The organism is Variovorax sp. PvP013, from assembly GCF_050435945.1.
Classification (GTDB): Bacteria; Pseudomonadota; Gammaproteobacteria; order Burkholderiales; family Burkholderiaceae_C; genus Variovorax.
This window is the reverse complement of sequence record NZ_JBNDLF010000008.1, coordinates 105,846-125,066: the sequence shown is the minus strand read 5'-3', so window position 1 is coordinate 125,066 and position 19,221 is coordinate 105,846. Positions and strand designations below refer to the sequence as shown.

General features: G+C 68.8%; 17 protein-coding genes. 8 read left to right on the top strand and 9 right to left on the bottom strand.

What is annotated here, in order from left to right; translation table 11 throughout:
* Nucleotides 1-1,419 (top strand): efflux transporter outer membrane subunit, encoded by a 1,419-nt coding sequence (locus ABID77_RS18450; protein WP_429598883.1) that lies wholly within the window; start codon nt 1-3, stop codon nt 1,417-1,419.
* A 9-nt stretch (nt 1,420-1,428) separates the two neighbouring features.
* Here ABID77_RS18450 and ABID77_RS18445 read toward each other — a convergent pair whose 3' ends face one another.
* From ABID77_RS18445 to ABID77_RS18435, 3 genes are all read right to left on the bottom strand, one after another.
* Nucleotides 1,429-2,103 carry a Fic family protein gene (locus ABID77_RS18445; protein ID WP_429598881.1) on the bottom strand — a complete coding sequence of 225 codons (675 nt, stop codon included), beginning with the start codon at nt 2,101-2,103 and terminating at the stop codon, nt 1,429-1,431.
* Nucleotides 2,104-2,107: 4 nt separating this feature from the next.
* Entirely contained in the window at nt 2,108-2,467 is a 360-nt protein-coding gene (locus tag ABID77_RS18440) for an antitoxin VbhA family protein (RefSeq protein ID WP_429598878.1), read from the bottom strand.
* A 134-nt stretch (nt 2,468-2,601) separates the two neighbouring features.
* Nucleotides 2,602-3,885 carry a diguanylate cyclase gene (locus tag ABID77_RS18435; RefSeq protein WP_429598875.1) on the bottom strand — a complete coding sequence of 428 codons (1,284 nt, stop codon included), beginning with the start codon at nt 3,883-3,885 and terminating at the stop codon, nt 2,602-2,604.
* 128 nt (nt 3,886-4,013) lie between these two features.
* On the opposite strand from ABID77_RS18435, the gene ABID77_RS18430 reads away from it, so the two are divergent.
* Genes ABID77_RS18430 through ABID77_RS18420 form a run of 3 tightly spaced genes read left to right on the top strand, consistent with a single transcriptional unit; the run spans nt 4,014 to nt 8,546 of the window.
* Nucleotides 4,014-5,711, top strand: coding sequence for an MFS transporter (locus ABID77_RS18430; protein WP_429598873.1), 1,698 nt, complete (start codon nt 4,014-4,016; stop codon nt 5,709-5,711).
* A gap of 19 nt (nt 5,712-5,730) precedes the next feature.
* A complete protein-coding gene (locus ABID77_RS18425; RefSeq protein ID WP_429598870.1) occupies nt 5,731-7,137 on the top strand; it encodes an HlyD family secretion protein in 1,407 nt (468 codons plus the stop codon).
* Nucleotides 7,134-8,546, top strand: a complete 1,413-nt coding sequence (locus ABID77_RS18420; protein WP_429598868.1) for an efflux transporter outer membrane subunit — start codon at nt 7,134-7,136, stop codon at nt 8,544-8,546. The genes ABID77_RS18425 and ABID77_RS18420 overlap by 4 nt, the downstream gene beginning before the upstream one ends.
* Here ABID77_RS18420 and ABID77_RS18415 read toward each other — a convergent pair.
* From ABID77_RS18415 to ABID77_RS18405, 3 genes are all read right to left on the bottom strand, one after another.
* On the bottom strand, nt 8,507-9,082 hold the full coding sequence (locus ABID77_RS18415; protein WP_429598866.1) for a hypothetical protein: 576 nt from the start codon (nt 9,080-9,082) through the stop codon (nt 8,507-8,509). The genes ABID77_RS18420 and ABID77_RS18415 overlap by 40 nt on opposite strands.
* A 10-nt stretch (nt 9,083-9,092) precedes the next feature.
* Nucleotides 9,093-10,046, bottom strand: coding sequence for an ornithine cyclodeaminase family protein (locus ABID77_RS18410; RefSeq protein WP_429598863.1), 954 nt, complete (start codon nt 10,044-10,046; stop codon nt 9,093-9,095).
* 98 nt (nt 10,047-10,144) lie between these two features.
* A complete protein-coding gene (locus tag ABID77_RS18405) occupies nt 10,145-11,074 on the bottom strand; it encodes a ketopantoate reductase family protein (protein WP_429598861.1) in 930 nt (309 codons plus the stop codon).
* A gap of 204 nt (nt 11,075-11,278) precedes the next feature.
* On the opposite strand from ABID77_RS18405, the gene ABID77_RS18400 reads away from it, so the two are divergent.
* From ABID77_RS18400 to ABID77_RS18385, 4 genes are all read left to right on the top strand, one after another.
* Nucleotides 11,279-12,379, top strand: coding sequence for a TRAP transporter substrate-binding protein (locus tag ABID77_RS18400; RefSeq protein WP_429598858.1), 1,101 nt, complete (start codon nt 11,279-11,281; stop codon nt 12,377-12,379).
* Complete coding sequence (locus tag ABID77_RS18395) at nt 12,379-13,605, top strand: alpha-hydroxy acid oxidase (RefSeq protein WP_429598855.1); 1,227 nt, start codon at nt 12,379-12,381, stop codon at nt 13,603-13,605. The genes ABID77_RS18400 and ABID77_RS18395 overlap by 1 nt, the downstream gene beginning before the upstream one ends.
* A gap of 70 nt (nt 13,606-13,675) precedes the next feature.
* Nucleotides 13,676-14,527: a PA4780 family RIO1-like protein kinase gene (locus ABID77_RS18390; RefSeq protein WP_429598852.1), complete on the top strand. Its 852-nt coding sequence runs from the start codon at nt 13,676-13,678 to the stop codon at nt 14,525-14,527.
* Nucleotides 14,528-14,535: 8 nt separating this feature from the next.
* Nucleotides 14,536-14,922 carry a DUF1090 family protein gene (locus ABID77_RS18385; RefSeq protein ID WP_429598850.1) on the top strand — a complete coding sequence of 129 codons (387 nt, stop codon included), beginning with the start codon at nt 14,536-14,538 and terminating at the stop codon, nt 14,920-14,922.
* A 70-nt stretch (nt 14,923-14,992) separates the two neighbouring features.
* Here ABID77_RS18385 and ABID77_RS18380 read toward each other — a convergent pair whose 3' ends face one another.
* The 3 genes from ABID77_RS18380 to ABID77_RS18370 form a co-directional block, all read right to left on the bottom strand.
* Nucleotides 14,993-17,422 (bottom strand): hypothetical protein, encoded by a 2,430-nt coding sequence (locus ABID77_RS18380; protein ID WP_429598847.1) that lies wholly within the window; start codon nt 17,420-17,422, stop codon nt 14,993-14,995.
* Nucleotides 17,423-17,661: 239 nt separating this feature from the next.
* Nucleotides 17,662-18,384 (bottom strand): hypothetical protein, encoded by a 723-nt coding sequence (locus ABID77_RS18375; protein ID WP_429598844.1) that lies wholly within the window; start codon nt 18,382-18,384, stop codon nt 17,662-17,664.
* Between the two features lie 61 nt (nt 18,385-18,445).
* On the bottom strand, nt 18,446-19,171 hold the full coding sequence (locus ABID77_RS18370) for a hypothetical protein (protein WP_429598841.1): 726 nt from the start codon (nt 19,169-19,171) through the stop codon (nt 18,446-18,448).
* Nucleotides 19,172-19,221: the final 50 nt, after the last annotated feature.

Sequence of the window (19,221 nt, the reverse complement as noted above, 5' to 3'; positions counted from 1 at the left end):
ATGAACACCTCGCCCACCTCCCCGGCCCGTTCGCCACGCACGGCGTGGCTGCCCCTGGTCGCCGCCCTGCTGCTGGCCGGCTGCGCGTCGACGGCGTCCATCGCGCCCCGGGCCGAAGCGCCGGCGCGGTTCAAGGAAGCCGCGACGGCATCGGCCGACGCCGCCGCGACGCCGGTCCCGGCCGCCGGCGAATGGTGGCGCGCCTTCGCCGACCCGGCGCTCGACACGCTGGTCGAACGCGCGGCGGCGCGCAACACCGACATCCGGCAGGCCGCCGCGCGGCTGGCCCAGGCGCGCGCGATCGCCCGCATGGTCGATGCCGATCGCTCGGTGCAGGTCGGCGTCGGCACCGGCGCCAACCGCGCCGCCGGCATCGGCCGCACGATCGACGGCCGCCCGGCCACGGTGCTGAACGCGGGGGCGAACGTGTCGTACGAGCTCGACCTGTTCGGCCGGCTCTCCGGCGCCAGCGAGGCCGCCGCCCTGGACGCCGCGTCGCGCGAGGCGCTGCTGCAGAGCGCCCGGCTGGTGGTGCAGGCCGAGGTGGCGCAGCGCTACCTCCAGCTGCGCGCCACCGACGCCGAGCGCGACCTGGTGCGCGAGACCGTGGCCGCCTACCGCGACACGCTCGACCTCACCGAGCGCCGCGAACGCGCGGGCGACCTGGCCGAACTCGACGTGGCGCGCGTGCAGACCGAGCTGGCCGCGACCGAGTCCGACGCGCTGGCGCTGGACCGCCAGCGCGCCCTGTTCGAGCACGCGCTGGCCGTGCTCACCGGCGAGGTCGCCTCGGACTTCGGCCTCGCCGCCGGCGAATGGACCACCGCGCTGCCGTCGATCCCCGCCGGCGTGCCCTCGACGGTGCTGGCGCGCCGGCCCGACGTCGCCGCCGCGCAGCGCGCGGTGATGGCCGCGCAGGCGCGCCTGGGCGTCGCGCGCACGGCCTGGTTTCCGAGCATCGCGCTCACCGGCGCGGGCGGCTTCGCCTCGCCGGACCTGGGCGACCTGTTCAAGTGGTCGGCGCGCGCCTGGGGCATCGGCGCGCTGCTGTCGCTGCCCCTGATCGACGGCGGCCGCCGCGAGGCCGGCGTGCAGGGCGCCTCGGCGCAGCTCGACGGCGCGCTGGCCGAGCACCGCGACCGCGTGCTGGTGGCCTTCAGGGAGGTCGAGGACGAACTCGCCTCGCTGCGGCTGCTCGACCGCCAGTCGGCGGTGCAGGCCAGGGCGGTGACCTCGGCGCGGCGCGCGACGGCGCTGTCGGACGTGCGCTACCGCAACGGCATGGTGAGCCAGCTCGACCTGCTCGACGCCCGGCGCAGCGAACTGCGCAACCGCCGCCAGGCGCTGCAGGTGCGCTCGGCGCAGTACCAGTCGACGGTCGGGCTGATCCGGGCGCTGGGTGGGGGGTGGTCGGTCTAGGGCCGGCGTTCAGCCGCGCCTCGGACGCACGGCGTCGCGCAGCAGCTCGGGCAGCGCGCGATGGCCTTCCAGCCGGCTCCGGGTGTGAATGATCTTCTTCAGCGTGTCGGGATGCCGCACGAGCGGCATCGCGATCTCGTTCACGCTCAGATCCCGGGCGATGTAGAGCAGATCCCGGCCGGCCGGACTGCGGGCGAAGCCATCCCAGTCGATCGCGTAGCCCGCGTCCCTGGCGAGCTGGCTGATGAACGTGCGAAGGGTCCGGCTGTTGCCGTCCGCGAAAGGATGCGCATGGTCGAGTTCGGCGTAGAGACGGCCGATGCGTCGGGTGAACGCCTCGGTGTCCAGGGCGCGCAGTTCGGCCGGCTTCGCGCCTGCGAGCGCCTGGTCGAGCCGTGCCTGCGCGGCCTCGTCCATGCGGGAATAGGCGACGAAGAACGGTCCGTCCATCGTGGACAGGCCGCGCTGCTTCATCCATTCCTTGCCCTCCGGCACGGGAGGCCGGAACCGGCCGGGCGTCACGCCCTCGAAACCGGCGATCCGGGGCAGGTCCTGGAAGATCCGTCGATTGATCTCCTTCAGATGGTCCGCGTCGTAGCTCCCATGGACGGGCCGCTGCTGCAGCTCCGACTGACGCAGGCTGGTGAAGCGACCCTCGATGTCGTCGCGTTCCTGGGGTGTCACGGGATCAAGCGGCGGGATAGCCCGGCTCGGGCTCCATCCCGTTCAGGCGAAGCAGTTCGTCGAGGCCGATCTCACCGTCGATGTAGCGCTGCTGTTGCGCTGCCAGGTCTGCGGATGTCCCGAAGCCTTCCAGCGCCACCGAAGCCCGGCCGAAGTTCACGGCTTCCTCACGGTCGGAACGCTCCCGCATCGAATTGCCGTCGTTGGCCGGCACCCGGTCCTTTTCCCCGACCTGCCTGATGTAGCCGCGCATGAGTTCACGCAGGACCTGGGACGCCGGGCGATGGTCGCGCGACGCCGCCTCGGCGAACCGGGCTCGCAGTTCCGGCTCGATGCGGATCGTCATCTGGACTTCTTTCGACACGGCGGGCTCCTGGGGGATCGATCTGGCGAGGCGGGCAGCCATGCGGGTGCCGCCCGATGTATGTACATCTTACATACGCGAACGAGCGTCGACCGCATCGGTACCCGGTGCCGCAAGTGCCATCGCCACCCGACTCAGGCCGCGCAGACGCGGTTGCGCCCGAGCCCCTTGGCCTGGAACATCGCCAGGTCGGCCCGGCGCATGGTGTCGGTGACGACCTCGCCGCGTTCCATCTCGGCGATGCCGATGGAGACCGTGACGCGCACCAGCCCGCCCCGGCCGTCGGCGCAGGCCAGGGCCTCGACGCGCCGCCGCAGCGCCTGGGCGCGCTCGACGGCCTCGGCGCCGGCCGGCGCGAAGACCACGCCGAACTCCTCCCCGCCCAGGCGCGCCACGGTGTCGCCGCCCGCCAGGCCCTGGCGCAGGCAGCGCGCGACCTCGATCAGGACGACGTCGCCGACGTCGTGGCCGAAGCGGTCGTTGATGGATTTGAAGTGGTCCACGTCGACGATGCCGATGGCATGGACGGCACCCGCGTCCGAACGCGACTGCGCCTCGGACAGGACGGCGTCGAAGCGGCGCCGGTTGGGCAGGCCCGTGAGGCTGTCGGTCTCGGCCCGGTCGCGCAGCTGGCCGTTCAGGGCCAGCATGTCGGCACAGGCGACCTTCAGCGCCTGCTCGCGTTCGAGCAGGTCCGTGACGTCCGTCCACACCGAGGCGACACCGCCGCGCCAGGACTGCTCGGCGATGCGGAACCAGCGGCCGGTGCGGGCGCGCAGGGTCGTGGGGACCTCCAGCGGACCGGCGTCGGCGCGGGCGCACAGCGCCAGGTAGTCGGGGTCGTCGCAGAACATCTCCCGGAAGACCGACCAGTACGGCCCGTGGGCACCGCGCCGCCGTACGTCCGGCAGCGCGGTCAGCACGTGCAGGAACATCTCGGAGAAGTAGCGCGCGTTCGTGTAGAGCAGCCGGCCGTCGGCGTCGTGGACGATCAGGCCCACGTGGCCCACGGTGAGCAGTTCGAGCATGCCGGCATCGCCCGAGCGCGGCGCCTGCTCGGCCGTGACGTCGGTCCAGACCTTGATGCGGCTGCCGTCGGCCTGCGGGAACATCCGCAGTTCCAGCCAGCGCCCGTCGTCGCCGCGCTGGTAGCGCAGCGGCCCTTCCAGCCGCCGGTGGCGATCCAGCGCGGCGGCCACGCCGGCCTCGATCTCCGTGTCGTCGGCGCGCGGGTGCTGGCGCCGCAGGAAGGGCGCCACCGTCTCGCGGAAGTGCAGGCCCGGGCGCACGACGGACGCCACTTCGGGAAAGAAGTCGACGTAGCGGTCGTTCCACAGCAGGACGTGGTCGTCGGCGTCGTAGGCGCACACGGCCGCCCCCGCGTGCCGCAGCAGCAGCTCCCCGGCGGTCCGACGCAAGGAAGCGATGTGCTCGGACACCGTGGATGCCGACTCGGAACAATGGTTCGGGTTCATCTTTCCATGATCGACGATTCACGCGGGCGGGTAGACACTCTCCTCATCGGCACGCCGCGGGCTCCACTGAAATGACAACCCGCCCCGCCGTCCCGGCGCCCCCCGCCTACGAGTTCAAGCCGCACGAGCGCGCGGCCATGCCGGGCTCCCCGGCGACGCCGGAGCATCCGACCGCCCGGCGCGTCGCCTACTTCCTCGTGGCCATCCTGGTCGGGCTGACCGGGGGCTTCGGCAACGCGCTCATCGCCGCCAACCTGGTCAACGTGCAGGGCACGCTCGGGCTCTACAGCGACCAGGCGGCGTGGCTGTCGACCGCCTACCTGATGACCAACGTCTGCATGAACATGCTGCTGATCAAGTTCCGGCAGCAGTTCGGGCTGAACGTGTTCATCCGCATCTTCCTGGGCGCCTACGTGCTGCTGACGCTGGGGCACCTGTTCGTCCACAGCTTCGCCAGCGCGATCGCGGTGCGCGCGGCCAGCGGGGTGTCGGCGGGCGTGCTGAGCTCGCTGTCGCTGTTCTATTTCATCCAGGCGCTGCCGGCGCGCTGGCGCATGAAGGCGATCGTGCTGGGGGTGGGCGTGCCGCAGCTGGCCACGCCGATGGCGCGGCTCTTTTCCTCCGACCTGCTGGAGTTCGCCGGCTGGCGCTCGCTCTACTACTTCGAGCTGGGCCTGGCGATGCTGTCGCTGGCGGCGGTGGCGCTGTTCCGGCTGCCGCCGAGCGAGCGCATCAAGGTCTTCGAGAAGCTCGATCTGGTCACCTTCGCGCTGTTCGCGCCCGGCATGGCGCTGCTGTGCGCGGTGCTGGGCCAGGGCCGCATCGTCTGGTGGACCGAGGTGCCCTGGCTGGGCTGGGCGCTGTGCGGCGCCATCGCGCTGCTGTCGGTGGCGATGGTGATCGAGCACAACCGCGCCAACCCGCTGCTCAACACGCGCTGGCTGGGCAGCGGCGACATCGTGCGCTTCGCGCTGGTGGCCACGCTGATGCGGCTGCTGCTGTCGGAGCAGAGCGTCGGCGTGGTCGGGCTGCTGACGGCGCTGGGCGTCGTCAACGACCAGCTCGCCGGCCTGTTCGGCTGGATCACGCTGGCGACGGTGGCGGGCATCGCCGTCAGCGTGCTGACCATCGATCCGCAGAAGCTGGGCACGCCGATCGTGGTGGCGCTGGCCTGCATCGCGGCGGGCAGCTTCCTCGACACGCGCGCCACCAGCCTCTACCGGCCGCAGGACTTCGTCGTCAGCCAGTCGCTGCTAGGCTTCGCGGCCGCGCTGTTCGTCGGGCCGGCGCTGCTCTTCGGGCTGACGCAGGCCTTGAAGCGGGGGCCGTCGCACCTGGTGAGCTTCTCGGCGCTGTTCGGCATCACGCAGAGCCTGGGCGGGCTGGCCGGCGGCGCGCTGCTGGGCACCTTCCAGGTGGTGCGCGAGAAATTCCATTCGCACGAGCTGGTGCAGTCGATCACGCTCGCCGATCCGCTGGTCGCCGCGCGCGTGCAATCCGGCGCCGGCGCCTACGGCCGGGTGCTCGGCGACACGGCTTTGCGGCAGGCCGAGGGCGGCGCATCCTTGTCGCAGCTCGTCACGCGCGAGGCCAACGTGCTGGCCTTCAACGACGTCTTCCTGGTGGTGGGCGTGTTCGCCTGCGTCGCGGTGCTGTGGGTGGGCTTCCTGGTGGTGCGCGGCCGGCGCCGGGCGGCCGCCGCCACGCTCGCATCCGCCGCCCCCGCTGCCCCCGCCCCCGCCGTTTCCGCCGCTTCGCCATCCCGCTAGAGCCCTTCCCCCATTCCCCATGCCCGATCCGAGACTTCCATCTTCCGCCGCGACCCCGCCGCCCCCGGCACCCGTGCCCGCACCGGCGCCGACCCGCCTGGAGGACCCGGTCGAGAGCGCGACGGACCGCGCGGCCGACGTGCGCGAGCCGGCCGGCCCGGCGGCCGGAACCGCCGCGCCGCCGGCCTCCGCCTCCCCCGTCGCCCCAGCCTCCGCCGTGCCCGCCCCGCCCGCGGCACCCGCCACCCCCGCCGCGCCGACCGGCTGGGCGCCGCCGCGCAACGGCTGGATCGGCACCACCGTCACGCTGGTGGTCGCCCTGATCGGCATCCTGGTCGTGCTCTACGCTTGGCAGCTGCCGCCCTTCACCAGCGCCATCGAGAGCACCGACAACGCCTACGTGCGCGGCCAGACCACCCTGGTCAGCCCGCAGACCAGCGGCTACGTGGCGCAGGTGACGGTGCAGGACTTCCAGCGCGTGCGCGCCGGCGACGTGCTGGTGCGCATCGACGAGCGCATCTACCGCCAGCGCGTCGAGCAGGCCCGCGCCACGCTGGCCGGGCAGGAGGCGAGCCTCGCCAACTCGGCGCAGACGCGGCGCTCGCGCGAGGCCACGGTGGCGTCGCAGCAGGCCGGCATCGCCAACGCGCAGGCCCAGCTCGCGCGCGCCCGGGCCGACATGGACCGGATCGACGTGCTGGTCGCCGAGGGCTCGGTCTCCCTGCGCGAGCGCGACCAGACACGCGCCACCCTGCGCCAGGCGCAGGCCGCCGTCGAGCAGGCCCGTGCCGCCGCCGAGATCGCGCGGCAGGACGTGCGCGCGGTCGGCGTCAACCGCGCCGGGCTGGAGGCCGCCGTCGAGAGCGCGCGCGCCGCCCTGGCGCTGGCCGAGATCGACCTCGCCAACACCGTGATCCGGGCGCCGAACGACGGCCGGCTCAGCGAGGTCGGCGTGCGCGCCGGCCAGTACGTGACGGCCGGCACGCAGCTGATGTTCCTGGTGCCCGACCGCCTCTGGATCATCGCCAACTACAAGGAGGCCCAGACCGCCGCCATGGCCCCGGGCCAGCCGGTGCGCTTCCGCGTCGACGCGCTGGGCGGCGACGCGCTGCTCACCGGCCGCGTCGAACGCCTCGCGCCGGCGGCCGGATCGGAATTCGCGGTGCTCAAGCCGGACAACGCCACGGGCAATTTCGTGAAGGTGGCGCAGCGCATCTCGGTGCGCATCGCCATCGATCCCGACCAGCCGGGCGTCGAGCGGCTGCGGCCGGGGATGTCGGTGGAGACGCGGGTGGACACGGCGGTGCGGGGTGGCGCGGGCGGCGGCGGCATCGGTGGCACCCCGGCCACGGGCGCGGGCGCGGGCGTGGGCGCCGTATCGGGTGCCGGCGCGCCCACGAGCGCCGATCCGGGAGCGCGCCGATGAGGCGCCGCCCCGCGCGGAGGCGGGTTTCGGCCGTCGGCCCGGCGATGCTGGCGGCGTTGCTCCTGCTGTGCGCCTGCGCCGCTCCGCCCGCGCCGGCCGTGCCCGAATCCGCCGCCGTCGCCCCGCCCGTCGCCTGGCGCACCGCCTCGGACGTCGTCGGCCCGCCACCCGATCCGCACTGGTGGCGCGCCTTCGGCGACGAGACCCTGGCGCGGCTCGTCGCGCAGGCGCTGGCGCGCAACACCGACATCGCCACGGCCGTCGCCCGGCTGGCCGAGGCCCGCGCGCAGGCGGCCCTCGCCCGCGCGCAACTCGCTCCCTCGCTGGACCTGGGCGCCTCGGCCAGCCGCACCCGCAGCCTGAGCGCCGTCACGGGCCAGCCGGTGGAAAGCTCGTCGGCCCAGCCGCAACTGACGCTGGCCTACGAGGTCGACCTGTTCGGCCGCCTCGCCGACCTGAGCGAGGCCTCGCGCGCCGCCTTCCTGGCCAGCGCCACCGCGCGCGACGCCACGGCGCTGAGCGTCGCCGCCGCCACCGCCGGCGGCTACCTGACGCTGCGCGGCCTCGACGCCCGCCTGGAGGTCGCCCGCCAGACCCTCGCCGCCCGCACCGACGCCCTGCGCTTCGCCCGCTCGCGCGCCGAGGCCGGCTACACCTCCCAGCTGGAACTGCGCCAGGCCCAGGTCGAGTACGAATCCGCCGTGCAACTGATCCCGCAGCTGCAGCTGGCCGTCGCCCGGCAGGAGAACGCCCTGCGCCTGCTGCTGGGCGAGGCGCCCGGCGAGGTCCCGCGCGGCGCGACCCTGTTGGCGATGCGCCTGCCGCCCCTCCCCGCCGGCCTCCCCGCCGACGTGCTGCGCCGCCGCCCCGACGTCGCCCAGGCCGAATACACCCTGGCCGGCACCGACGCCACCCTGTCCGCCACCCGCAAGCTGTTCCTGCCCACGGTGCGCCTGACCGGCAGCACCGGATTGCTGCTGCTCAACTCGCTGTCCGACCCGACCACCCTGTGGACGCTGGGCGGCAGCGTCCTGGCGCCGCTGTTCTCCGGCGGCCGGCTGCGGGCCCAGGCCGACGCGGCCGTCGCCCGGCGCGACCAGGCCGCCTTCGCCTACCGCCGCACGGCCCTCGTCGCCTTCCGCGAGGTGGAGGATGCGCTGGCCGGGGTCGATCGGCTGGCCGCGCAGAGCGCGAGCCTGGAGCGGCAGCGGGACCTGCTGACGGACACCCTGCGGCTGGCGACGAGCCGGTACCGGGCGGGGTACGCGACGTACCTGGAGCAGCTGGACGCGCAGCGGGGGCTGCTGGGTGCGGAGCTGGCGGTGCTGCAGACGCGGGCGGATCTGTTGAATGCGGCGGTGTCGCTGTATCAGGCGATGGGTGGGGGGTGGGTGGCCGTCAGCGAATGATCAGATGGACCACGGTGCGATCCCGGCGCCCATGTCGTCCAGCACCTCGACGACCATGCTCCTTGGTAACGATTGACCGGAGCGGGCGGTAGCGGATGGAACGCGTGGCGCTGGCCATGCACCGGTCCCACCCCGTGTTCCCGCGCAGCGGCGACGACGGCGTCCGGGTCCGTCCCGATGACCTCCCTGGGACGGCGACCGCCCAGGAATCCGTTGGTCGATTCGAACCAGGCGGCGATCCGGAAGGGTTCACAGCCTTTGAGGACCTCCAGCACCTTCCTGACCGCCGGCAAGGGTTGCAGGGACGCGTCGAAGACGTAAGCCGGGTAGATCTTGCGGCCGCCGTGGTCGATGCCGAACACGGCGCCGGCGTCCCTCCAGCGACTGATCGTCCCGTGGGGATTGGCCGCACCCGGCGCCCTGCGCGCCCCGATCTCCGCCGCCGTGCTCCATTCGGCGCCCTGCAGCACCTGCTCGATGGCGCGCTGTTCCAGGTCGGTGCGGAGTGAACTGGCGTCCTCTGGATGAACCGACATGAAGTGCCTCTCAAGCCACGTGCTCGAACACCCATCGCGCCGCCGCGAGGTCTTCGAGCGCCGTCCCGACCGACTTGAAGACCGTGCGACGCGCGCCGCCGTCCACCGCGGGCCGTTTCGGCCCCCGCACCAGTTCGGTCAACGTCCCCCGCGCATCCCCCGCCGCGAACACCCCCCTCGACATCGGCCCCAGCAGATCCCCGCTCTTCAGCAACGCCTCCGCCGTGTCCACCCAAAGATTCACCTCCCCGGCGAAGCAGTCGTCGTCCGCCTCCCGCATCCCCGGCGTGAAGCCCCCGATGAGATCGAGGTGCGACCCCGGACGCAGCCACGCGCCCCGGATCAGCGGCTCCGTGGACAGCGTCGCGGCACTCACGATGTCCGCCTCCCTCACCGCCGCCGCCAGATCGCCCGCGACCCGCGCATCGAAGCCGTCTCCGCGCAGTTCCTCCACCATCGCCCGCGCGGCCTCCGCATGGCGATTCCACACCGTCACCTTCTCGATCCCCGGCCGCACCACCCGGTACGCCGCCGGCAGCAGCCGCGCCACGCGGCCCGCCCCCACCACCAGCAGATGCCGCGCGTCGGGCGACGCCAGGAACGACGCCGCCAGCGCCGACGCGGCGGCGGTGCGGCGCGAGGTGATCTCGTTGCCGTCCATCATCGCCAGCGGCACGCCGGTGCGGGCGTCGCACAGCAGGTAGGTCGAGTGCAGGCCGGGTAGTCCCCGGCTCGCGTTGCCGGGGAAGATGCCGACGGTCTTGATGCCCAGGTAGCCGCCGGGCTGCCACGCGGGCATCAGGAGCAGCGTGCCGGCGACCGCGCCGTCGGCGTCGGCGTCGGCGATCGCGTGCGTGTGCCGCTGCGGCACCTCGCAGCCCGATTCGAACATCGCGCGCAAGGCGGGGATGAGCCGGTCGAACGGCAGGGCGGCGCGGGTGGCGGCGGCGTCGATGATCTTCATGGGATGACGCCGGGCGGGGCGGATGGGTGAGTGGGTGGCAGTCGGAGCGAGATCGTGCGAGACGATGCGAGTCGACGCAGGAACGACAGGCAGCAGCCTCAGCCCTGCCGCTCCGCCTCCTGCTTTCCCTCCAGCAATTTCACCAGCGCCCACAGCGTCCGGTTGACCGGCGTCGGGATGCCCAGCGCCTCGCCGCGCCGCACGATCAGGCCGTTGAGGTGGTCGATCTCGGTGCGCTTGCCGCGCGCGAGGTCCTGCGCGGTGGACGAGTACTGCGCCGGCATGCCGGCCACCAGCTGGGCGACGGCCGCGTGGGCGTCGGCGGGCAGACGCACGCCCTCGGCGGCGGCCACGGCCAGCACCTCGTCGACCACGTCGCGCATCACGTCCTTCACGCCCGCCCCCGGCACCACCCGGCCGTAGGGCAGCTGCGTGATGGCGGACAGGGCGTTGTAGGCGCAGTTGAGGATCAGCTTCAACCACAGCGCGCCGCGCACGTTGTCCGAGACCTCGGTCGGCATGCCGGCGGCCGTCAAGGCGGCGGCGACGGCCTCGCTGGCGTGCGAGGGCTCGATCACCAGCTCGCCGCGTCCGTGGTGGCGGACATGGCCGGGGCCGGCCATCTCGGTGGCGACGTAGACGACGGCGGCGGCGACCCGGTCCGGCGGCAATACGGTGCGCAGGCGGTCGGCGTTGTCGACGCCGTTCTGAAGGCACAGCACCAGCGCGTCGGGTTGCAGGTGGGGGCGGATGGCGGCGCCGGTCGATTCGGTGTCGCCCGACTTGACGCTGAAGAGCACCAGATCGGCGCCGGCGACCGCCTCGGGGCCGGTGGCGGCATCGACCTTCACGTGCTCGTCGAACGCGCGGGTCTCGATGCGCAGGCCGGAGGCGCGGACCGCCTCGACGTGCGAGGGCCGGCCGATCAGCACGACGTCGTGGCCGGCGCGGGCCAGCAGGCCGCCGTAGTAGCAGCCGACGGCGCCGGCGCCCATCACGGCGACACGGAGGGAGGGGGAAGCAGCCATGGTGTGGATCGGGACGATGGGGTTCGGGGACGTCGACGCGGGAGACGATGCCGGCGTCGACGGAGGGATTTCGATTATGGGTGGGGCCCCCGCCGGCCGGCCAGCGCGCGATGACGCCATGGAGTCATCCGGTGGTGGCGCCGACCCCGCACAATCCGGCCCCGAACCGGTTCATCGACCGACACCACGAAGGAGACACACCTCATGCAGAGACGCAACTTCCTGACGCACGCCGGGGTCGGCGGCGCCGTCGCCGCCGTCGCGGCACCCGCCCTGGCGCAGACCGGCACGCCGGAGATCCGCTGGCGCATCGCTTCCAGCTACCCGAAGTCCCTCACCTCGATCTACGCCGCCATGGAGAACGCGACCAGGCGCGTGGGCGAACTCACCGGCGGGCGCTTCAAGGTCTCGCTGCACGCGGCCGGCGAGCTGGTGCCGGCGCTGGGCGTGTTCGACGCGGTGGAGACCGGCACCGTCGAGGCCGGCCACAGCGCGAGCTATTTCTACATCGGCAAGGACCCGGCCTTCGGCTTCCACACCGCCCTGCCCTTCGGCCTGAACATGCGCGGTCAGAACGCGTGGCTCTACCAGGCCGGCGGCCAGGCGATGATCGACCAGTTCCTGGAGCGCTACGGCGTCTTCGCCCTGCCGGTGGGCAACACCGGCGCGCAGATGGCCGGCTGGTTCCGCAAGGAGATCAAGAGCGCGGCCGACCTGCAGGGCCTGAAGTTCCGCGTCGGCGGACTGGCCGGCATGGTGCTCTCCAAGCTGGGCGTGGTCACCCAGCAGATCGCCGCCGGCGACATCTATCCCGCGCTGGAGAAGGGCGTGATCGACGCCGCCGAGTTCGTCGGCCCGCTCGACGACGAGAAGCTCGGCCTGAGCAAGGTCGCCAAGTACTACTACTACCCCGGCTGGTGGGAGGGCTCGGCCACGCTGTCGCTGTTCGTCAACCAGAAGGCGTGGGCCGCCCTTCCGGCGCAGTACCAGGCGGCATTGAAGGTGTCGGCGGCCGAGGCCAACCAGTGGCTCACGGCCAAGTACGACGCCGAGAATCCGCTGGCCCTGCGCCGGCTGGTGGGTGGCGGCGCGCAGTTGCGGGCCTTCCCCAAGGACGTCACGCAGGCCTCGTTCAAGGCCGCCACCGAGCTCTACGAGGAGCTGTCGGCCAAGAGCCCGGCGTTCCAGAAGATCTTCGCGGAGTGGTCGAAATTCCGCGCCGAGCAGGTGGTGTGGCAGCAGTTCTGCGACCTGCCCTTCGACAACCTGATGGCCACCCTGGTGCGTCCGCCCAAGGCCTCGTGATGCCGGGGCTCGACCGGGCGCTGTCCGGCGCGCTCTCCATCGCCGACATCCGCGCGCTGGCGCGGCGGAACCTGCCGCGCTTCGTCTTCGAGTTCATCGACGGCGGCGCCGAGGACGAGTTCACGCTGGCGCGCAACCGCGCAGACTTCGAGTCGATCGCCCTGCTGCCGCGCGTGCTGGTCGACGTCTCGCGGCCCTCGCTCGCGACGTCGATCCTGGGCGCGCCCGCCGCGGCGCCGATGGTGGTCTCGCCGATGGGATCGTGCTCGCTCGGCTGGCCCGACGCCGACGTGGCGATCGCGCGGGCGGCGGCGGCGCACGGCATTCCCTACACGCTCTCCACCATGGCGACGACCTCGCTGGAGACGCTGGCGCGCACCGTCCCGGGCCGGCTGTGGTTCCAGCTCTACGTGCTGCGCGACCGCGCCCTGACCGCCTCCCTGGTCGATCGCGCGAACGCGGCCGGCTACGAGGCGCTGGTGGTGACGCTGGACCTGCCCACCGGCGGCAAGCGCGAGCGCGACCTGCGCAACGGCATCACGGTGCCGCTGCGCCTGGGCCCGACGCAGCTGCTGCAGATCATGGCGCGCCCGGGCTGGGCATTGCGCACCCTGCGGCAAGGCTCGCCGCGCTACGAGAACGTGCGCGACCTCGCGCCCGCCGATGGCGAGGCCGGCCTGACGATCGCGGCCAAGGTCGGCCAGATGCTCGACGCGGCCTTCGGCTGGGACGACCTCCAGCGCGTGCGCGACGCCTGGCCGCGCAAGCTGGTCGTCAAGGGCGTCCAGCACCCGCGCGACGCGGATCGCCTGGCCGCGATGGGCGTGGACTGCATCTGGGTCTCCAACCACGGCGGGCGCCAGCTCGACGGCGCGACCAGCGCCATCGGCGCGCTGCCTGCCGTCGCGCGGGCCGTGCGGGGACGCTCGGAAGTCATGATCGACTCGGGCATCCGCCGCGGCGTCGACGTCGTCAAGGCGCTGGCCTCCGGCGCGAACCACGTCGCCTTCGGCCGGCCGGCGCTGTTCGGCGCCTGCGCCGGCGGCGAGCGCGGCGCGCACCGCGCGCTGGCGATCCTGATCGACGAGATGGAACGCGCCATGAAGCTCTGCGGCACGCCCGACACCGCCTCGATCGCCCGCTCGCGCATCGTCGAAGCGCCGGAACGTCGCACGGGCAGCGCGGGCGGACGCGTCGGCCGCTCCCGCACCGAAGCCGACGAGTGACGCCAACACCCCTGCGCGCGCCGGGTCGGGCGCGCCCGGCGCATGGGGAGCGACGGCGCAGAATGACCCGATGAAAGCACCTCCCCGACTCCAGACCCTGATCGACGAAGGCCTGATCGACACCGTCGTGCGCCAGCTCATGAGCGGCAAGGAAGCCATGGTCTACGTCGTGCGCTGCGGCGACGACACGCGCTGCGCCAAGATCTACAAGGAAGCGACCCAGCGCAGCTTCCGCCAGGCCGTCGACTACACCGAGAACCGCCGCGTCAAGAACACCCGGCTGCAGCGCGCCATGGCAAAGGGCACGAAATTCGGCAAGCAGGCCACCGAGGCCGCCTGGCAGAGCGCCGAGGTCGACGCCCTCTACCGTCTCGCCGACGCCGGCGTGCGGGTGCCCCAGCCCTACAACTTCGCCGACGGCGTGCTGCTCATGGAGCTGGTCACCGACGCCGACGGCGACGCCGCCCCGCGCCTGAACGACGTCGTCTTCACGCCCGAGGACGCCGTGCGCCACCACGCCGCCCTGATCGGCGAGGTGATGCGCATGCTGTGCGCGGGCATCGTGCACGGCGACCTGTCGGAGTTCAACGTGCTGCTGGCCGCCGACGGACCGGTCGTCATCGACCTGCCCCAGGCGGTGGACGCCGCCGGCAACAACCACGCCCGCCGGATGCTGCTGCGCGACGTCGACAACCTGCGCGTGTTCTTCGGCGGCTTCGCGCCCGCGCTGCTCGCCACCCGCTACGGCGAGGAGATCTGGCAGTTCTACGAGCGCGGCGAGCTCGATCCGTCGACCGTGCTCACCGGACGTTTCGAGGCGCCGCACAAGGCGGTCGACGTCGGCGGCGTGCTGCGCGAGGTCGACGACGCGCGCGCCGAGGAAGCGGCGCGGCGCCTGCGCATGGCGGCGACGGCACGGTGAGCGGCGCCATGCCCCTGCATCCGGCGCCCGCCCGCCTCGCCCGGGCCCTGCTCGCCCAGGCCCTGCTCACCACCGCCTCGCTGCTGGCGGCGACGGCGGCCCCGGCCCAGCCCGCGCCGTCCGCCCCGCCGGCGCCACCGGCCGACGCGGCGACCTGCCGCGCCGAGGAGGCCGCGCTGATCCAGGACATGGACATCGCCCGGGCCCGTGGCCGCATGCTGCAGCGCCGCCAGCTCGCCACCGAGCTGGAAGCCGTGCAGGCGCGCTGCGGCACCCTCCCCCCGATGCAGAGCCGCGAGGCCCACATCGATCGCCTGCAGTCCGAGATCCGCGAGATGCGCAAGGAGATCGACCGGGCGGAGACGGAATTGCGGCGGCTCAGGCAGGGGCTGTAGGCCGGCGCGTTCGATCGCCATGTGCCCGGTCATGCGAAGAAGCCGAATGGGGCTTCCGGCTTCGATGTCATCACCAAGCCAGCTCGATGGGACCGACTTCCGCATGGGCGTTGGGATAGGGGTCGTAGTCGATTGATGGCGATGGAAGGGACGTCGAAGGGGTTCCTGAATATGACATTGCATTCCCTGCATTCAATGCCTCACCGTATGCAGGATTCCATTGACCTCGGATGGTAAAGACCGTCCCAGTCGTCCGCATGCCCCAGTAGATTTCATCGCCATGCGCGTTGTAACCACGCACCTCGGTTTTGTCCGCTCCATAACGGTCGAAATCTATAAAGACACGCGACCCATTATCAAAAAATTCGGTTGAATAGTCCGCGTGCCCTGAAGCATCGAAGCTCGATTCGAAGCGACTCCAACTACGGCTGCCGTCCTGGTCATAGTCATACGAGTTGCGACGGCCATCGTCCATGAAGAAGTCGGTGTAATCCTCCCGACCCTGGGCGTCGTAGTGCGACTCGGCCCGATTCCAACCCTGGCTGCCGTCCTGGTCATAGTCCGTCCAGTCCACGCTGCCGTCGTCGTTGACGGAACGGCTCCAATCCTGCCGGCCTTGCGCATCGGTGAAGGTGGAGAAGATCGTGTCGAAACGCACGTTGGTCTGGTCGAAGTCGTAGGACACCCGGCTGCCGTCGTCGTTGAGCGTGCTGCTCCAGTCCTCGCGACCTTGAGCATCGACGTGGTTGGACCAGATCCTGAAAGCATGCACATCGGCCTGATCGAAGTCGATGTTGTCCGTGCTGCCATCGTCGTTGGTGACCGTGCGCCAGTCCTCGCGGCCCCACGCGTCCGTGCGATTCGACCAGATCCGGTCGCCGCGTTCGTCGGTCTGGTCGTAATCCGTCCAGTCCACGCTGCCGTCGTCATTGACGGAACGGCTCCAATCCTGCCGGCCTTGCGCATCGGTGAAGGTGGAGAAGATCGCGTCGAAACGCACGTTGGTCTGGTCGAAGTCGTAGGACACCCGGCTGCCGTCGTCGTTGAGCGTGCTGCTCCAGTCCTCGCGACCTTGAGCATCGACGTGGTTGGACCAGATCCTGAAAGCACGCGCATCGGCCTGATCGAAGTCGATGTTGTCGACACTTCCGTCGTCGTTGGTGACCGTGCGCCAGTCCTCGCGGCCCCACGCGTCCGTGCGATTCGACCAGATCCGGTCGCCGCGCTCGCCGGTCTGGTCGTAGTCCGTCCAGTCCACGCTGCCGTCGTCGTTGACGGAACGGCTCCAGTCCTGCCGGCCCTGCGCATCGGTGAAGGTCGAGTAGACCGAGTCGAAGCGCACGTTGGTCTGGTCGAAGTCGTAGGACACCCGGCTGCCGTCGTCGTTGAGGGTGCTGCTCCGGTCCTCCCGGCCCTGGGCATCGACGTGGTTGGACCAGATCCTGAAGTCACGCGCATCGGCCTGGTCGAAGTCGATGTTGTCGACACTGCCGTCGTCGTTGATGACCGTCCGCCAGTCCTCGCGGCCCCACGCATCGGTGCGGTTCGACCAGATCCGGTCGCCCCGCTCGCCGAGCTGGTCGTAGTCCGTCCAGTCCACGCTGCCGTCGTCGTTGACGGCCCGGCTCCAGTCCTCGCGGCCTTGCGCGTCGATGTGGTTGGACCAAGTCCTGTCAGGGCGGACGTTGGTCTGGTCGAAGTCCGTGGCATCCCGGCTACCGTCGTCGTTGAGAGTGCTAACCCAGTCATCCCGGCCTTCCACGTCGTAGCTCGTGGTGCGTGTGGCGTAGTCCGCGTTGTCATAGGCTCCGTCGGTCTCAATGCGTCGAAGCGTATGACCGGACGCGTTGAACACCGTGGCAGTCTGGTCGCCGTTGTCGTGGGTCATGGTCACTGAACTGTTCACGACAGACCCATCGGCGTCGTAGGTGGTCTGCAACTGTTCCTGTCCATGCTCCGATGCGGGTGCCGGCGCGGCGCCACTGGACTTGATGGCTTCGGCGCTTCTCTTGCAGAAATCCAGATAGGTCTCGCCCGTCGAGGAAGTGACACTGTTTTTGTTGTTTTCACCCAAGGCGAAAGCGGCCGCGTCCTGGATTTCCTGTGTCGTATAGGATTTTCCGGATGCCTTCGCCGCATCCTCGATGGCCTTGACGATGTTGTGCGCACTGCCCTCCTGGGAATCCGAGAAGACACCGTTTCCCGACCAGCGGTCCACGAAGATCTGCTCACGCACGGTGAGTTGCCGATGCTCGGCCGCGGCCTGCGCACGGGTCGCCTCGACCAATTCGTTGCCAACCCTGACTTCGTTCAAACGCGCATAGCCTTCGGTCAAATTGCAGGCGTTCTCGTATGCGAGCTTGTCTTGCGCGGTCCAGGCATTGGCACGGGCAGTCGCGATCACGGCGCCGGGTTCCTCGACTCGGAAGTGGCCGAGTTCGTGGGCTAGAACATCGACGGTGCTTTCGGGGGTATTGAAACGGTCGGCTGCAATTTCCAAATAGCCAGACTTTTTTCCCGTCAATTCACTAGCGGCAACATAAGTATTATATTGACCGAGACCTTTCGTAGATGAGATTTCTCCGACCACAACGTGATTGTTAGCCGCATAAGCCCTAATGTCAGATTTAAGAGTTTCTGATTTATTTATCAGATTCAAAGCATCCACTGAAATTTTAAAAGCACTAAATTTATTATTCTCGTTACTTAGCCATTCGAGAGTAATCGGTGCAGTTGCAGTCATTTTTCCTCCTGTTGAAAATTACGGTAAGAAATCAGATCAAGTTTGCGTTGAATGCTAATATGTTTAACACATTCTTCGTACCGGAAATCAAAATCAACCAAGCCGCTGGGGTCCCTCATGAAAAGTCTTGGCGACTTATAAAAAATACCATAAGGATTCGATGTCGCTATTGCAGTTGATCGAGGCAACCCATTTGAAGAGCGATTGGGAACGGATATAGGCACCGCAGAGAGCCATGAATCTTTTCCGAAAATCGCAGCAACATCTTCCATCCTGACGCAGGAAACTTTAGGCTCCAGAACAATTGAAAGATATCGATCGCCTAGCTCTTTAAGTCCTTCGGGATTTTTTCGCATGAAAAGAAAACTAAGCATCCCTTTTGGAAGGTGAGCATTCTCCTCAGCGCCCGCAGCCGCCTGCACTCCCCAAGTGATACCTTCCGATGTTTTATAATTTTTTATGCCTAAAGTTCGGCTGAATAAGTGACCGGGGTCATAAAGCTCATCTGTTTCCGCAATACACCAAACCAACTCCACAATGGGATGTTTGGGTGGCAAAGTGGCAGCGCTTCGCTCAATGCAAGATTTGGCAGGCATAACCAAAGAGGCAGTCGCAGTCAAAGGTGCGGTTTCAACCGCCTGTATTCTTGGAGGAACACTGCACCCTGCAATAGCTGCGGTCAGCAGCAGCATTAAATTAATTTTTCTCGGTCTTTTCATTTCATAATTCTTTCGTTTTTAAACTCGGCATGATTTTTCCCAATGCATGCAGATGATCGGTTTACTTTTTATATTCTCCTTTCTGATAATTGCGATAATCGATAAATTCGAGATTGCGCTGTATAGCCAAGTGCGTAATACATTCTCCATATTGAAAGAAAAAATCGACCGAACCGCTCGCATCTCTCATGAAAAGACGAGGTGATTTAAAGAAAATGCCGTAAGGATTCTTCTTCTCTTTTGATATGGACAAGGTTTTGCTTGCTGTAACAGAGCCAGGCACAAAGACAGGAACAGCGGAAAGCCATGAGTCCTCTCCAAAAGTCGCTGCGATATCTGCTCTTCTCACACAGAATTTTTGATGATCGATGTCGATCGAAAGATATCGATTCCCAGGATCATTGGGCCCTTTTGGATCTTTTCGCATGAATAGAAAACTGACACCCTTTGGTAGTTTCGGGTTTTCTTTTCCATAGGCGCCGGCTTGAACCCCCCAAACAATTCCTTCAGATATCCCATATTTTTTGATGCCCAGGGTTTCTTTAAAAAGATGATCTGAATCATAAAGTTCATCCGTTTCTGCAATACACCACGCCAACTCCACAATCGGATTTTTCGGTGGAACCGCATCGGCGCTTCGTTCGACGCAAGATTTGGCAGGCATAACCAAAGGAGCAGCCGAAGCCGAAGGAACGACTTCAGCTGTCTGTGTGCCTGGAATAGCACTGCATCCTGCAATGGCAATCGCTGCCAGCAAGATCAACTCGACGTCTCTCAGTCTTTTCATTTCGTATTTCCTCCATCCTTGAACTTGATTTGATCCATTTAAATCCGAGT

What these genes read in the sequence shown, in the direction of transcription:
- ABID77_RS18430 (WP_429598873.1), top strand. Translation starts at nt 4,014, where the DNA reads ATGACAACCCGCCCCGCCGTCCCGGCGCCCCCCGCCTACGAGTTCAAG.
- ABID77_RS18425 (WP_429598870.1), top strand. Translation starts at nt 5,731, where the DNA reads ATGCCCGATCCGAGACTTCCATCTTCCGCCGCGACCCCGCCGCCCCCG.
- ABID77_RS18375 (WP_429598844.1), bottom strand. Translation starts at nt 18,384, where the DNA reads ATGAAAAGACCGAGAAAAATTAATTTAATGCTGCTGCTGACCGCAGCT.
- ABID77_RS18420 (WP_429598868.1), top strand. Translation starts at nt 7,134, where the DNA reads ATGAGGCGCCGCCCCGCGCGGAGGCGGGTTTCGGCCGTCGGCCCGGCG.
- ABID77_RS18450 (WP_429598883.1), top strand. Translation starts at nt 1, where the DNA reads ATGAACACCTCGCCCACCTCCCCGGCCCGTTCGCCACGCACGGCGTGG.
- ABID77_RS18415 (WP_429598866.1), bottom strand. Translation starts at nt 9,082, where the DNA reads ATGTCGGTTCATCCAGAGGACGCCAGTTCACTCCGCACCGACCTGGAA.
- ABID77_RS18400 (WP_429598858.1), top strand. Translation starts at nt 11,279, where the DNA reads ATGCAGAGACGCAACTTCCTGACGCACGCCGGGGTCGGCGGCGCCGTC.
- ABID77_RS18395 (WP_429598855.1), top strand. Translation starts at nt 12,379, where the DNA reads ATGCCGGGGCTCGACCGGGCGCTGTCCGGCGCGCTCTCCATCGCCGAC.
- ABID77_RS18370 (WP_429598841.1), bottom strand. Translation starts at nt 19,171, where the DNA reads ATGAAAAGACTGAGAGACGTCGAGTTGATCTTGCTGGCAGCGATTGCC.
- ABID77_RS18405 (WP_429598861.1), bottom strand. Translation starts at nt 11,074, where the DNA reads ATGGCTGCTTCCCCCTCCCTCCGTGTCGCCGTGATGGGCGCCGGCGCC.
- ABID77_RS18410 (WP_429598863.1), bottom strand. Translation starts at nt 10,046, where the DNA reads ATGAAGATCATCGACGCCGCCGCCACCCGCGCCGCCCTGCCGTTCGAC.
- ABID77_RS18385 (WP_429598850.1), top strand. Translation starts at nt 14,536, where the DNA reads ATGCCCCTGCATCCGGCGCCCGCCCGCCTCGCCCGGGCCCTGCTCGCC.
- ABID77_RS18390 (WP_429598852.1), top strand. Translation starts at nt 13,676, where the DNA reads ATGAAAGCACCTCCCCGACTCCAGACCCTGATCGACGAAGGCCTGATC.